This window comes from Pseudomonas sp. BRM28 (assembly GCF_002939405.1).
Classification (GTDB): domain Bacteria; phylum Pseudomonadota; class Gammaproteobacteria; order Pseudomonadales; family Pseudomonadaceae; genus Aquipseudomonas; species Aquipseudomonas palmensis.
In genome coordinates this window covers 174379-188846 of sequence record NZ_PEFV01000001.1, presented here as the reverse complement: position 1 = coordinate 188846, position 14468 = coordinate 174379, and the positions used below count along the sequence as shown (strand labels likewise).

Here is a 14468-nt window from a genome sequence, read left to right as displayed (position 1 = left end):
GTTCCGCTCAGCCTGCGATGAGCGCTTCGACCTGCTGGATCTTCTGCTCCAGCGTGGCCATGTCGGCGCAGCGCAGGGTGGCGTGACCGACCTTGCGCCCGGCCTTGAAGGCCTTGCCATAGTGATGCAGGTGACAGTCGTCGATAGCCACGACCGCGGCCACCGCCGGCACTTCGCCGATGAAGTTGAGCATGGCGCTTTCGCCGACCTTGGCGGTCGAGCCCAGCGGCAGGCCGGCCACGGCGCGCAGGTGGTTCTCGAACTGGCTGCACTCGGCGCCTTCGATGGTCCAGTGCCCGGAGTTGTGCACACGCGGAGCGATCTCGTTGGCCTTCAGGCCACCGTCGACCTCGAAGAACTCGAACGCCAGCACGCCGACATAGTCGAGCTGCTCGAGCACGCGGCTCGCGTAGTCTTCGGCCAGGCTCTGCAGCAGGTGGTCTTCGCTGGCCACCGACAGGCGCAGGATGCCGCTGTCGTGGGTGTTGTGCACCAGCGGGTAGAAGCGCGTCTCGCCATCGCGACCGCGAACGGCAATCAGCGACACCTCGCCGGTGAACGGCACGAAGCCCTCCAGCAGGCAGGGCACGCTACCAAGTTCGGCGAACGTGTCGACAACATCGGCTTCGGTGCGGAGCACCTTCTGGCCCTTGCCGTCATAACCCAGGGTGCGGGTCTTGAGCACGGCCGGCAGGCCGATGCTGGCGACGGCGGCCTCCAGGTCGGCTTGCGACTGGATGTCGGCGAAGGCCGGGGTCGGGATGCCCAGGTCACGGAACATGCTCTTCTCGAACAGCCGGTCGCGGGCGATGCGCAGCGCTTCGGCGCTCGGATACACCGGCACGAACTGCGACAGGAAGGCCACCGTCTCGGCTGGCACGCTTTCGAATTCGAAGGTCACCAGGTCGACTTCGTCGGCCAGCTGGCGCAGGTGATCCTGGTCGCCGTAGTCGGCACGCAGGTGCTCGCCCAGGGCGGCCGCACAGGCGTCAGGGGCCGGGTCGAGGAAAGCGAAGTTCATGCCCAGCGGGGTACCCGCCAGGGCCAGCATGCGGCCCAGTTGGCCGCCACCGATTACACCGATTTTCATGCGTGTGACCTCAGGCCTGGCGCGGGTCTGGATTGTCCAGAACGTTGTCTGTCTGCTCAGCGCGGAACTGTTTCAGAACGGTATGGAACTGCGGGTGCTTGGCGCCCAGGATGCTCGCCGAGAGCAGCGCGGCGTTGATCGCGCCGGCCTTTCCGATGGCCAGGGTGGCAACCGGGATGCCGGCCGGCATCTGCACGATCGACAGCAGCGAATCGACGCCCGAGAGCATGGCGGACTGCACCGGCACACCCAGCACCGGCAGGTGGGTCTTGGCGGCGCACATGCCTGGCAGGTGGGCAGCGCCACCGGCACCGGCGATGATCACCTCGATGCCACGGCCTTCGGCCTCTTCGGCGTACTGGAACAGCAGGTCCGGCGTGCGGTGGGCGGAAACCACCTTCACTTCGTAGGGAATGCCGAGTTTTTCCAGCATATCGGCGGTGTGGCTAAGGGTGGACCAATCGGACTTGGAGCCCATGATCACGCCAACCAGTGCACTCATCGTCGAGCCTCTTCTCTTGGGCGCCTTCAGGCGCGTCAAAAAACAACAAGCCACGCAGGGACGACCGGCGTGGCTTGTTATGCGAATTAGGGCCGGGTGTACCGACCGAAGGCCGCGCAGTATATCGTAAAGCCGTGTGTTTGATGCACCCCGGCGACCAACTGTAAGCCTTATTTTTCGGGCTTTTTCCGGGCTTCGGGCTGACTCTGGAGTCAAGCCGTCGCCGGCCCGCCTTCGAGCTTGCGCCACAGCAGGCGCACGTTGGCCTTGCGCACCAGCGCGCAGCGGTACAGGCGGATCTCCAGCGGCACGTGCCATTGCGCACCGCCACAGATCACCAACTCGCCACGTTCAAGCTCGGCACGGGCCGACAGGCGCGGCACCCAGGCAATACCCAGGCCTTCCAGGGCCATGCTCTTGAGGCTGTCGGCCATGGCGGTTTCGTAGATGGTGGTAAAGCGCAGGTTGCGCTGGCGCAGCAGCAGATTCACCGAACGCCCCAGAAACGCTCCGGCGCTGTAGGCCAGCAAGGGCACGCTGGCGTCGTTTTCCAGGTCGAACAGCGGCTTGCCGTCGGCATCCGCTGCACACACCGGCAGCATCTCGGTGTGCCCCAGGTGCAGCGAGGGGAAGATCTCGGCGTCCATCTGCAGGGCCGCATCCGGGTCGTAGAACGCCAGCATCAGGTCGCAGCCACCTTCGCGCAGAGCGTGCACCGCATCGCCGACGTTGGTCGCCACCAGCCGCGTGGCGATGTTCAGGCCGTCGTTGCGCAACTGCGCGATCCAGCGCGGAAAGAAGCCCAGCGCCAGCGAGTGCGCCGCCGCCACCTGGATCACCTCGCCCTGCCCGCCTTCCAGGTGATGCAAGTGGCGCAGCACCTCGCCCAGCTGGTCGACCACCGTGCGCGCCGTCACCAGGAACAGTTGGCCGGCAGCGGTCAACTCGATCGGCGTGCGCGAACGGTTGACCAGAGTCAGCCCCAACGCAGCCTCCAGGCTGCGAATGCGCCGGCTGAACGCCGGCTGGGTCACGAAGCGACGCTCCGCCGCCTGGGAAAAGCTGCGGGTGGCGGCCAGGGCGCTGAAATCTTCCAGCCATTTGCTTTCGAGGTTCATCGGGCTCTCCAGGCATGCACCAAAATGGTACACGCTCGAATGTCAATTGGCGTCACATGGAACGTTATGCCGTTTGTGCATAGGTTAGCGTGCAACAGCATTGGCCGCAAAATCCGTGCAGGCCTAGGATTGGCGCCATTCCGGCATGTGCCGGGCCTAACTCGAGATGATCTCTATCATGTCCGCTGCTGCATCGTTCCGTGTCGAAAAAGACCTGCTTGGCACCCTCGAAGTCCCTGCTGATGCCTACTACGGTATCCAGACCCTGCGTGCTGCCAACAACTTCCACCTCTCTGGCGTGCCGCTGTCGCACTACCCGAAAATGGTTGTCGGCCTGGCCATGGTCAAACAGGCAGCTGCCGACGCCAACCGCGAGCTGGGTCACCTGAGCGATGCCAAGCACGCCGCCATCAGCGAGGCCTGTGCCCGCCTGATCCGCGGTGACTTCCACGAGCAGTTCGTGGTCGACATGATTCAAGGCGGTGCCGGTACCTCCACCAACATGAACGCCAACGAAGTGATCGCCAACATCGCGCTGGAAGCGATGGGTCACCAGAAGGGCGAGTACCAGTACCTGCACCCGAACAACGACGTGAACATGGCGCAGTCGACCAACGACGCCTACCCGACCGCCATCCGTCTGGGCCTGCTGCTGGGTCACGATGCGCTGCTGGCCAGCCTCGACAGCCTGATCCAGGCCTTCGCTGCCAAGGGTGAAGAGTTCAGCCACGTACTGAAGATGGGCCGTACCCAGCTGCAGGACGCCGTGCCGATGACCCTGGGCCAGGAATTCCGTGCCTTCGCCACCACCCTGACCGAAGACCTCAACCGCCTGCGCACCCTGGCGCCGGAAGTGCTGACCGAAGTCAACCTGGGCGGTACCGCGATCGGTACCGGCATCAACGCCGACCCGGGCTACCAGGCCCTGGCCGTACAGCGTCTGGCGCTGATCAGCGGCCAGCCGCTGGTACCGGCTGCCGACCTGATCGAAGCCACCTCCGACATGGGCGCCTTCGTGCTGTTCTCCGGCATGCTCAAGCGCACTGCAGTCAAGCTGTCGAAGATCTGCAACGACCTGCGCCTGCTGTCCAGCGGCCCGCGCACCGGCATCAACGAGATCAACCTGCCGGCACGTCAGCCAGGCAGCTCGATCATGCCCGGCAAGGTCAACCCGGTTATCCCGGAAGCGGTCAACCAGGTGGCCTTCGCCATCATCGGCAACGACATCGCGCTGACCATCGCGGCCGAAGGCGGCCAGCTGCAGCTGAACGTGATGGAGCCGCTGATCGCCTACAAGATCTTCGACTCGATCCGACTGCTGCAACGCGCCATGGACATGCTGCGCGAGCACTGCATCGTCGGCATCACCGCCAACGAACAGCGCTGCCGTGAACTGGTCGAACACTCGATCGGCCTGGTCACCGCCCTGAACCCGTACATCGGCTACGAAAACGCCACCCGTATTGCCCGTATCGCGCTGGAAAGCGGCCGCGGCGTACTGGAACTGGTGCGTGAGGAAGGCCTGCTGGACGAAGCGATGCTCAACGACATCCTGCGTCCGGAAAACATGATTGCACCGCGTCTGGTTCCGCTCAAAGCGTAACCGACGCCGTACTACCGCTCACCAGGTTGAGGGACTAGACACCTCTCACCTTTTGAGGGCCCAGGGACTTTGTCTCCGGGCCCTTTTTTTTGCCTGCGGTGCGACCTTCGCCAGCAATGCCGGCGCCTAAAGGGAACCGGTAGTGTCGGCTGCTTCTGCCGACGAGGGCAGCAGCAGCACATTCAGGAAGGTCGAATCGCTGACGATCTCCTTCATGAACCACCACACGAACGCCAGGCAGAGCGCCACCATGAAGGCGGTCAGATCGCCAGTGTAATGGCGCACCGTGAGCACCCCGATAAAGCACAGCACCACGCCCAGCCCGCTGATCAGGTCTGCCCAGTTGGAACGGCTGAGGTGGCGCTTCATGGCCCGGTGATCCGCCTCGGGCAACACCAGTGCCTGCGCACACTTTGCACAGGTGAGCGGCTGCCCGCCCATGAGCGTTTCCAGCTCGCCCTCGCTCGGCAACCAGACGTGCCCGCATGCCGGGCAATTGAGGTCCACCGCGGCGCACAGGCGCTCTTGCGCGGATTTGTACTTGTTCGTCGACACGTCCTTGGCACCTTCGTCCTGAAGCAGGCGCGATGGTAACCGCTGGCCGTCACGCTGCCCATCGCGAACTCGGGCGGCCCGGCCGCTGACAGCGCGCCGGGGGATGGCGTAAGGTGGTCGGCTTTCCTTCAGTCGAGCACGGAGACAGGCCATGACCCCGGCCCCTGCCCACAACATCATGGTGCTGTACACCGGAGGCACCATCGGCATGCAGGCCAGCGCCGGCGGCCTGGCCCCGGCGTCGGGCTTCGAGCAGCGCATGCGTGAGCAACTGGCCGGGCAACCGGGCCTGGCAGCCTGGCAGTTCCGCGAACTGCTGCCGCTGATCGACAGCGCCAACATGACGCCCTGCTATTGGCAGCGCCTGCGCACCGCGATCATCGAGGCGGTGGATGGCCAGGGCTGCGATGGGGTGCTGGTGCTGCATGGCACCGACACCCTGGCCTACAGCGCCGCCGCCATGAGCTTCCAGTTGCTCGGGCTGACGGTGCCGGTGCTGTTCACCGGCTCGATGCTGCCGGCCGGTACGCCGGACAGCGATGCGTGGGAGAACCTCACGGGGGCGCTGCAGGTGCTGAGCCAGGGTACGTCGCCGGGTGTTCAGCTGTATTTCCACGGTCAGCTGCTGGCGCCAAACCGCACCGCCAAGGTGCGCAGCTTCGGCCGGAACCCGTTCGCGACCTTGCAGCGCTCGGGCGGTGCGGCGCAGGCGCCTGTACCGGCAGCACTGGCTTATCGCGCGCCACTGCAGGTGGCCAAGGTTGCAGTGTTGCCGCTGGTACCGGGCCTCGACGCCACGCTGTTGCAGGCCACACTCGACAGCGGGGTCCAGGGGCTGGTGCTGGAATGCTACGGTAGCGGCACCGGGCCGTGTGATGACGATGCGTTCGTGGCCGTGCTGGAACAGGCCTGCGCGCGTGACATCGTGGTGGTGGCGATCACCCAGTGCCATGAAGGCGGGGTCGAATTGGAGGTGTACGCAGCCGGCAGCCGCCTGCGCGACGCCGGTGTGCTGTCGGGTGGTGGAATGACCCGGGAGGCGGCGTTCGGCAAATTGCAGGCATTGCTCGGTAGCCGGTTGCCGGTTGACGAGGTGCGACGGCTGGTTGGGCTGGACCTGGCTGGCGAATTACGTTGAGCCCTTCGCTGGCTTGCCAGCGAACAGGCCCTGAAGGGCATACAAATTGCTCACTCAACCCCAAGCCCCCTCAGCCGGATGCCGAGCATGCTCCACTCCCACCTCACCACCCTGAACGCGGTTTCCCTGATGCTGCAGGCCTTCAAGGACGAAGACCGTGCCGCCCAGCGGCTGCTCGAAGGCACCGGCATCACCACGGCCGACCTGGGCCGCGCCGACTGGCGCATCACCACGCACCAGGAACTGCGGGTGTGCGCCAACGCCGTGGCCATGCGCCGGGAGGTCGGGCTGGAGCTGGGCCAGCGCATGCACGTTTCATCCTACGGCATGCTCGGTTACGCCCTGCTTTCCGGTGCCACCCTGGGTGACGCCCTGCACCTGGCCCTGCAGTACCCCGCGCTGCTGGGAACACTTTTCCAGCTGCGCCTGATCGAGGACGGCGAGCGGGTCTGGTTCAGCGCCAGCGACTACGGCCAGGCCCCGGAGCTTGCGGCGTTCAACGCCGAGTTCTGCCTGACGTCGCTCAAGGTCATCTGCAACGACCTGCTCGGCCAGCCGCTGCCCTTGTTGGGCGCGCGTTTCGCTCACCCTGCCCCGGATTACCAGGCGCTCTACAGCACGCCTTTCGACTGCCCCCTGCAGTTCGGCGCCAGCGACAATGCCTTTGCCTTCGAACGCCACTGGCTGGCCCGAGCCCTGCCCCTGGCCGACCCGATCACCCACCGTGCGATGAGCGAACGCTGCCGCCGGCAGAACCTGGAATTCACCGGGCGCCAGGCCTGGCTCGGGCGCATTCGCCAGCTGCTGCAGCAGCAGTTGGAGGCACCACCAGGCCTCGAGGGCCTGGCGCGGCAGATGAGTTGTTCGTCACGCACCCTGCGTCGCCACCTGCACGAGCTGGGCAGCAGTTATCAACAGCTGCTCGATGAGCTGCGCTTCGAACGGGCCAAGCAGTTGCTGGCCGAGGACGAGCTGCCGATCTACCGCATCGCCGAGGTGCTGGGCTTCAGCGAGCCGGCCAGCTTCCGACACGCCTTCCTGCGCTGGAGCGGCGTGGCACCGAGCCATTTTCGCGCCTGAAACACGCGCATGCACCGCGAGGGGGCGAAATGCGGACAACCGTGTTGGCCATATCGATCCCCTTTTGGCCGTTTGCGCCGTTCTGCCCGTGGGCGTACCTCTCGACAATGGGGCCACGCCAGTAAACCCGGAGAACAAAAAATGCTGACGATCTATTCCGATGACCATCGCCTGCACCACGGCCGCTGCGAGCTGATCGACGGGCAGTTGATGCCCTGCTTCGAAATGCCCTCGCGTGCCGACCATGTGCTCGAGCGGGTCAAGGCCCAGGGCCTGGGGCCCGTCGAAGGCCCTACCGATTTTGGCCGCGCACCGCTGCTGCGCGTGCACAGCGCCGACTACCTGGATTTCTTCCAGGGCGCCTGGCAGCGCTGGAGCGCACTGGGCCATGACGGCGACCTGCTGCCGTTCACCTGGCCGGCGCGCAGCCTGCGCCAGGTCAAACCCAGCGGCCTGCATGGCGAGCTGGGCTATTACAGCTTCGACGCCGGTGCACCGATCACCGCCGGCACCTGGCAGGCCGCCTACAGCTCGGCGCAGGTTGCCCTGACCGCACAGGCGGCGGTGCAGGCCGGTGCCCACAGCGCCTTCGCCCTGTGCCGGCCACCGGGGCATCATGCCGCCAGCGACGTGATGGGGGGCTACTGCTATCTGAACAATGCCGCGATCGCCGCCCAGGCCTTCATCGACCACGGTCGCCAGCGCGTGGCGATCCTGGATGTGGACTACCACCACGGCAACGGTACCCAGCAGATCTTCTACGCACGCAACGACGTGCTGTTCGCCTCGATCCACGGCGACCCGCAAGCCGAATTCCCGTTCTTCCTCGGCTATGCCGACGAGCACGGCGAAGGCGACGGGCTGGGCTGCAACTTCAACTATCCGCTGCCGGCAGGCAGCGACTGGGCCACCTGGCGCGGCGCGCTGGACGAAGCCTGCGAACGCATCGGCGCGTATGACCCCGAAGTGCTGGTGATCTCGCTGGGCGTGGACACCTTCAAAGACGACCCGATCTCGCAATTCAAGCTCGACAGCCCGGACTACCTGGCCATGGGCGAGCGCATCGCACAGCTGGGCAAGCCGACCCTGTTCATCATGGAAGGTGGCTATGCCGTGGCCGAAATCGGCGTCAACGCGGTCAACGTGCTCGAGGGTTTCGAGCGCGCCCGTCAAGGCTAGGCTCAGTCGACCCAGGCACGTGCAAGGCGTGCCAGGGCCTGGGCAATCGCGGCCTCGTTCACGGCCGCGAACCCCAGCACCAGTCCGGCACGCTTATCCACAGGCAGCGGCGTGTCGGGCAACCAGTAATCACTCAGCGCATTGAGTTCGACACCCACCGCTGCGGCACGGGCGATCAGTTCCCGTTCGCGCGCCTGGCTGTCCACGTCGATCTTCAGGTGCAGGCCCGCCGCCACCTCCGGCAAGGCTCCCAGCCCCGCCACAGCCTTCGGCCAGCCGGCCAGAAGCGCATTGCGCCGGCTCAACGCCGCGCGGCGCATGCGCCGGATATGACGCTGGAAGTGCCCTTTGGCCATGAACTGCGCCATCACCGCCTGTGTGCCGACCTCGGAATGGCGCACCGCCAACGCCCGAAAGCGCGAGAATGCCTCCACCAGCCGGGCCGGCAGCACAAGGTAGCCCAGACGCAGCGCCGGAAAGGCCACCTTGCCGAAGGTGCCGACATACAGCACCCGTCCGCTGCGGTCCAGGGCTGCCAGCGGGGCCAGCGGCGCGCCGCTGTAGCGGTACTCGCCGTCGTAGTCGTCCTCGATGATCCAGCTGTCGTTGCGCTCGGCCCAGGCCAGCAGTTCCAGACGCCGCGCCAGGCTCAGGGTGACGCCGGTGGGGTACTGATGCGCGGGGGTAACGTAGCTCAGGCGACAGTTGGGCAACTGGGCCAGGGCAGCGCACTGCAACCCGTCGTGATCCACCCCCACGCCATGCACCTTCGCGCCCGCCATGGAGAAGGCTTTGCCCGCCGCACGATAGCCGGGGTTTTCCACAGCCACACCGTCACCGGGCGCCAGCAGCAGCTGTGCACAAAGGCTGATTGCCTGCTGCGCACCACTGGTGATCACAATTTGTTCAGCCACGCAGGACAACCCACGAGAGCGACGCAGGTAGGTGGCAATCAGCTCGCGCAGCAGCGGTTCTCCGGCCGGGTCGCCGTAACCGAGTGACGCCGGGTCGGGATTTCGCCAGAAACCCGCCTGCAGCTTGGCCCACACCTCGAAGGGGAACAGATCGAAGGCCGGTATGCCAACCTGAAAAGCCCGCGGCGCACGAGGCTCATGCACGGATAAATGATTGTTTTCCAGGCGCTCCAGCACGTCCGTGTGGATAACTTTACTGGATAAATCCTCAGTGCAATCACCCGTTTTTGTGGATAACCCTGTGGAAAAACCCAGGGATAACCCTGTGGACAGTTTTGTGGATAGTTTTGGCAGCTGACTGACGTAGGTACCATCGCCCACCCGGCTTTCGATATAGCCTTCGGCATACAGCTGGTCGTAGGCACGAACTACGCTGTTACGTGAGACGGCCAGCGCTGCGGCCATGTCGCGGGTGGCGGGAAGACGCGTGCCGCTACCCAGGCGCCCGTCCAGCACGCGCTGGCGCAGCGCCTGGTACAACTGGCGACTGAGCCCCTGACGACGGTCCAGCACGATGCCGGTGGGGTCGAAGGGCAAGGCAACGCTACGTTCGCTCATGAAATTGGACCTGCCAAATAAGCCGGAAATGGCTCTTACCATAAGCCAATAGCGTGCCTAGGATGGGGCCATTCGCCAACCCCCTGTAATGCACACAAGGATCCTTCGATGTCTACCGTGACCCTGCGCCCCGTGACCGCCGATGACCACGCCGCCTGGCTGCCGCTGTGGCAGGCCTACCAGCGTTTCTATGAGACCCGCATCGATGAGGCGGTCAGTGCCGTGACCTGGCAGCGCATGCTCGACGCCAGCGAGCCGACCAACGCTGCGCTGGCCTGGGTCGATGGCAAGGCGGTGGGCATGGTGCACTGGATCTACCACCGCTCCAACTGGACGGTGGAAAACGCCTGCTACCTGCAGGATCTGTATGTCGACGCCAACCAGCGCGGCAAGGGCGTGGGCCGCCAGCTGATCGAGCTGGTGTACGACACGGCGCGCCAGGCCGGCTGCACCAAGGTGCACTGGCTGACCCATGAAACCAACGCCACCGGTATTTCGCTGTATGAACAGGTGGCCGAACGGCCGGGTTTCATCCAGTTCCGCAAAGCCCTGTAATCGGAGAAGCCACCATGAGCACACCGTTGAACTGGCGGCCGGCCAAGGCCCCGCAGCCTGTCCCGCTGGTCGGGCGCTTCATCCGCCTGGAAAAACTCGACCCGCGCCGCGACCGCGAGCACCTGTGGGCGGTGTTCCAGGGCCCCGAGGCCGACCAGACACTGTGGAAGTACCTGGCCTACGGACCATTCACCGAGCGCGAAGACTTCGACCACTGGCTAGACAGCAACGCCGCCAGCAGCGACCCGCTGTTCTACAGCGTGATCGACCTGGCCAGCGGGCAGACCCAGGGTATCCTCAGCCTGATGTCGATCGTGCCCGAGCAGGGCCGTATCGAGATCGGCCACATTGCCTTCGGCGCGGCCATGCAGCGCACGCCCAGGGGCACCGAGGCCATCTACCTGCTGGGCAAGCAGGCCTTCGCCCTGGGCAACCGGCGACTGGAATGGAAGTGCAACAACGACAATGCCCGCTCCAAGCGCGCGGCCGAGCGTTTCGGGTTCACCTTCGAAGGGGTGTTTCGCAAGCACATGGTGACCAAGGACCACAACCGCGACACGGCCTGGTACTCCATCACCGATGACGAATGGCCGGCCATTGCCGCTGGTTTCGAACGCTGGCTGAGCGAGGACAACCAGCGCCCAGAGGGTCAGCTCAAGACGCTGGAAGCGTGCCGTACGGGTGCGTGAGGCGGGTACCCGAAGCGGGCGTATCCAACAGAAGATAAAAAAAGGGGAGCAATTCGCTCCCCAGAGGTTAACCGCTTGCAGATGAAGGCCTGAATCAGCCTTCGATCTCGATCAGGATCTCGCCCGGGTTGACCCGGTCGCCCTTGGCCACGTGTATGGCTGCAACCTTGCCGGCGATGGCCGATTGCACCTCGGTTTCCATCTTCATCGCTTCGGTGATCAGCACCGCCTGGCCGGCCTTGACCGTGTCGCCCTGCTTGACCAGCACATCGACGATGTTGCCCGGCATGGTGGTGCTCACATGGCCCGGCTCGCTGGCCTGCTTGCGCTTGCTGCTGCCACCGCCGACGAATTCGTTGAGCGGCTCGAACACCACCTCTTCCGGCATGCCGTCGATGGACAGGTAGAAGTGGCGCTTGCCTTCGGCCTTGACGCCCACACCGGTGATATCCACGCGGTAGGTCTCGCCGTGCACGTCGATCACGAACTCGGTTGGTACGCCTTCGCCACCGGCCGAGGCCACCGCGCCGGCTTCCGGAATCGGCAGCAGCACTTCAGGGGTCAGGCTGCCGGCTTCACGCTCTTCAAGGAACTTGCGCCCGATGTCCGGGAACATGGCGAAGGTCAGCACGTCTTCTTCGGACTTGGCCAGGCTGCCGATGTCGGCACGCAGCTTGGTCATCTCGGGCTTGAGCAGGTCGGCGGGGCGCACGTCGATGACGTCTTCGCTGCCGATGGCCTGGCGACGCAGCTTCTCGTCGACCACCCCCGGTGCCTTGCCGTAGCCACCCTGCAGGTACAGCTTCACCTCGTTGGTGATGGTCTTGTAGCGCTCGCCGGCCAGCACGTTGAAGAACGCCTGGGTGCCGACGATCTGCGAGGTGGGCGTGACCAGCGGCGGGAAGCCGAGGTCTTCACGCACCCGCGGGATCTCGGCCAGCACTTCGTTCATGCGGTTGAGCGCACCCTGCTCCTTGAGCTGGTTGGCCAGGTTGGAAATCATCCCGCCCGGTACCTGGTTGACCTGCACGCGGGTATCCACGGCGGTGAACTCGCTTTCGAACTGGTGGTACTTCTTGCGCACGGCATAGAAGTACAGGCCGATCTCCTGCAGCAGTTGCAGGTCCAGGCCGGTATCGAACTCACTGCCCTTGAGCGCTGCAACCATCGATTCGGTGCCCGGGTGGCTGGTACCCCAGGCGAAGCTGGAGATGGCGGTGTCGATATGGTCGGCACCGTTCTCGATGGCCTTGAGCTGGCACATCGCGGCCAGGCCGGCCGTGTCGTGGCTGTGGATGAACACCGGCAGCGACTGCTCGGCCTTGAGTGCCTTGACCAGCTCGCCGGTGGCGTAGGGGGTCAGCAGGCCGGCCATGTCCTTGATCGCGATGGAGTCGCAGCCCATGGCTTCCATCTGCTTGGCCTGGGCCACGAACGCCTCGATGGTGTGCACCGGGCTGGTGGTGTAGGCGATGGTGCCCTGGGCATGCTTGCCGGCCGCCTTCACGGCCTCGATGGCCACGCGCAGGTTTCGCACGTCGTTCATGGCGTCGAAGATGCGGAACACATCGATGCCGTTGACTGCTGCCTTGGCCACGAAGGCCTTGACCACGTCATCGCTGTAGTGCCGGTAGCCAAGCAGGTTCTGGCCGCGCAGCAGCATCTGCAGACGGGTGTTGGGCAGTGCTGCGCGCAGCTTGCGCAGGCGCTCCCACGGGTCTTCCTTGAGGAAGCGCACGCAGGCGTCGAAGGTCGCGCCGCCCCACACTTCCAGCGACCAGTAGCCCACCTTGTCGAGCTTGTCGCAGATCGGCAGCATGTCGTCGGTGCGCATGCGGGTGGCCAGCAGCGATTGGTGGGCGTCGCGCAGGATCGTGTCGGTTACAAAAATTTTCTTGGACATTGTAGGGTTCCTCACAGGCCTGCGTGGGCGGCGATGGCGGCGGCGATGGCCAGGGCCAGCTCTTCGGGTTTGCGCTTGATCGAGTAGTTGGTCAGTTCAGGGTGGCTTTCAACGAAGCTGGTGTTGAACTGGCCGCTACGGAATTCCGGGTTGCGCAGGATTTCCTGGTAGTACGCGGCGGTGGTCTTGACCCCCTGCAGGCGCATGTCGTCCAGGGCCCGCAGGCCGCGGTCCATGGCTTCTTCCCAGGTCAGTGCCCAGACCACCAGCTTCAGGCACATCGAGTCGTAGAACGGCGGGATGGTGTAGCCGGTGTAGATCGCCGTGTCGGTGCGCACGCCCGGGCCGCCGGGGGCGTAGTAGCGGGTGATCTTGCCGAAGCTGGGCAGAAAGTTGTTTTTCGGGTCTTCTGCATTGATCCGGAACTGCAGCGCGAAGCCGCGGTGCTGGATGTCTTCCTGCTTGACCGACAGCGGCAGGCCCGAGGCGATGCGGATCTGTTCGCGAACGATGTCGATACCGGTGATTTCCTCGGTGATGGTGTGCTCCACCTGCACCCGGGTGTTCATTTCCATGAAGTACACCTCGCCATCGGCGAGCAGGAACTCCACGGTACCGGCATTCTCGTAGCCCACGGCCTTGGCCGCGCGCACCGACAGGTCGCCGATGTAGGCGCGCTGTTCGGGGGTCAGCTGCGGGCTGGGGGCGATCTCGATGAGCTTCTGGTTGCGGCGCTGGATCGAGCAGTCGCGCTCGAACAGGTGCACCACGTTGCCGAAGCTGTCACCCAGGATCTGCGCCTCGATGTGCTTGGGGTTGACGATGCATTTTTCCAGGAACACCTCGGCCGAACCGAATGCCTTGGTGGCTTCGGAAATCACCCGCGGAAAGGCCTGCTCGAGTTCTTCGCGGCTGTTGCAGCGACGAATGCCGCGCCCGCCGCCGCCGGAAGTGGCCTTGAGCATTACCGGGTAACCGATGCGGTCGCCCTCTTCCAGGGCTTCGTGGATGTCGGCCACGTTGCCTTCGGTGCCCGGGGTGACCGGTACGCCGGCCTTGATCATGCTGCGCCGCGCCTCGGTCTTGTCGCCCATGCGGCGAATGACTTCGGCGGCCGGGCCGATGAACTTGATCCCGCGTTCGGCGCAGATGTCCGCCAGCTCCGCGTTCTCCGACAGAAAACCATAGCCCGGGTGCAACGCATCGCAGCCGGTTTCCACTGCCAGGTTCACCAGCTTGCGCGGGTTGAGGTAACCGGCCAGGGGTTCGGCACCGATGCTATGGGCCTCGTCCGCACGCTTTACGTGCAGGGCGTGACGGTCGGCGTCGGAATAGATCGCCACCGAGCGAATGCCCATCTCGGCGCAGGCACGCACGATGCGTACTGCGATTTCACCCCGGTTGGCGATCAGGATTTTTTTTATCACTGGAGTCTTCCCAAAGCCGTTGGTAACAAACGAACCGGCAGTACCGGTCGGCGCGTGACCAGACGTCGCTGGCCAGTCGTATAATCACCCTAGCGCC

General features: G+C 64.9%; 13 protein-coding genes. 6 read left to right on the top strand and 7 right to left on the bottom strand.

The genetic code is table 11. The features are described 5' to 3' along the window. Positions 1 to 7: 7 nt before the first annotated feature. From CR917_RS00885 to CR917_RS00875, 3 genes are all read right to left on the bottom strand, one after another. Entirely contained in the window at positions 8 to 1090 is a 1083-nt protein-coding gene (locus CR917_RS00885; protein WP_043861537.1) for a 5-(carboxyamino)imidazole ribonucleotide synthase, read from the bottom strand. A gap of 10 nt (positions 1091 to 1100) precedes the next feature. After that, the gene (gene purE / locus CR917_RS00880; protein WP_054916459.1) at positions 1101 to 1592 is read right to left on the bottom strand and encodes a 5-(carboxyamino)imidazole ribonucleotide mutase; all 492 of its coding nucleotides are present in this window, start codon (positions 1590 to 1592) and stop codon (positions 1101 to 1103) included. A gap of 212 nt (positions 1593 to 1804) precedes the next feature. Beyond that, on the bottom strand, positions 1805 to 2710 hold the full coding sequence (locus tag CR917_RS00875; protein ID WP_043861535.1) for a LysR substrate-binding domain-containing protein: 906 nt from the start codon (positions 2708 to 2710) through the stop codon (positions 1805 to 1807). Between the two features lie 178 nt (positions 2711 to 2888). On the opposite strand from CR917_RS00875, the gene aspA reads away from it, so the two are divergent. After that, positions 2889 to 4313 (top strand): aspartate ammonia-lyase, encoded by a 1425-nt coding sequence (aspA, locus tag CR917_RS00870; protein WP_043861534.1) that lies wholly within the window; start codon positions 2889 to 2891, stop codon positions 4311 to 4313. Between the two features lie 126 nt (positions 4314 to 4439). Here the strand turns inward: aspA and CR917_RS00865 are convergent, their stop codons facing one another. Further along, entirely contained in the window at positions 4440 to 4868 is a 429-nt protein-coding gene (locus CR917_RS00865; RefSeq protein WP_100634854.1) for a hypothetical protein, read from the bottom strand. A gap of 151 nt (positions 4869 to 5019) precedes the next feature. Here CR917_RS00865 and CR917_RS00860 point away from each other — a divergent pair, with 151 nt between their 5' ends. The 3 genes from CR917_RS00860 to CR917_RS00850 all read left to right on the top strand — a co-directional run bounded on the left by CR917_RS00860 (position 5020) and on the right by CR917_RS00850 (position 8265). Continuing rightward, positions 5020 to 6006: an asparaginase gene (locus CR917_RS00860; protein ID WP_104571770.1), complete on the top strand. Its 987-nt coding sequence runs from the start codon at positions 5020 to 5022 to the stop codon at positions 6004 to 6006. Positions 6007 to 6093: 87 nt separating this feature from the next. Continuing rightward, on the top strand, positions 6094 to 7086 hold the full coding sequence (locus tag CR917_RS00855) for an AraC family transcriptional regulator (protein ID WP_104571769.1): 993 nt from the start codon (positions 6094 to 6096) through the stop codon (positions 7084 to 7086). A 141-nt stretch (positions 7087 to 7227) separates the two neighbouring features. Then, a complete protein-coding gene (locus CR917_RS00850; RefSeq protein WP_043861530.1) occupies positions 7228 to 8265 on the top strand; it encodes a histone deacetylase family protein in 1038 nt (345 codons plus the stop codon). Positions 8266 to 8267: 2 nt separating this feature from the next. Here CR917_RS00850 and CR917_RS00845 read toward each other — a convergent pair whose 3' ends face one another. Then, entirely contained in the window at positions 8268 to 9797 is a 1530-nt protein-coding gene (locus CR917_RS00845; protein WP_104571768.1) for a PLP-dependent aminotransferase family protein, read from the bottom strand. 108 nt (positions 9798 to 9905) lie between these two features. Here CR917_RS00845 and CR917_RS00840 point away from each other — a divergent pair, with 108 nt between their 5' ends. Then, positions 9906 to 10352, top strand: coding sequence for a GNAT family N-acetyltransferase (locus tag CR917_RS00840; RefSeq protein ID WP_104571767.1), 447 nt, complete (start codon positions 9906 to 9908; stop codon positions 10350 to 10352). A gap of 14 nt (positions 10353 to 10366) precedes the next feature. Continuing rightward, positions 10367 to 11041, top strand: a complete 675-nt coding sequence (locus CR917_RS00835; RefSeq protein WP_043861528.1) for a GNAT family N-acetyltransferase — start codon at positions 10367 to 10369, stop codon at positions 11039 to 11041. A gap of 94 nt (positions 11042 to 11135) precedes the next feature. Here CR917_RS00835 and oadA read toward each other — a convergent pair whose 3' ends face one another. Both oadA and CR917_RS00825 read right to left on the bottom strand, forming a co-directional pair. Next, on the bottom strand, positions 11136 to 12944 hold the full coding sequence (oadA, locus tag CR917_RS00830; RefSeq protein ID WP_043861527.1) for a sodium-extruding oxaloacetate decarboxylase subunit alpha: 1809 nt from the start codon (positions 12942 to 12944) through the stop codon (positions 11136 to 11138). Positions 12945 to 12955: 11 nt separating this feature from the next. Beyond that, positions 12956 to 14371 carry an acetyl-CoA carboxylase biotin carboxylase subunit gene (locus tag CR917_RS00825; protein WP_043861526.1) on the bottom strand — a complete coding sequence of 472 codons (1416 nt, stop codon included), beginning with the start codon at positions 14369 to 14371 and terminating at the stop codon, positions 12956 to 12958. Positions 14372 to 14468: the final 97 nt, after the last annotated feature.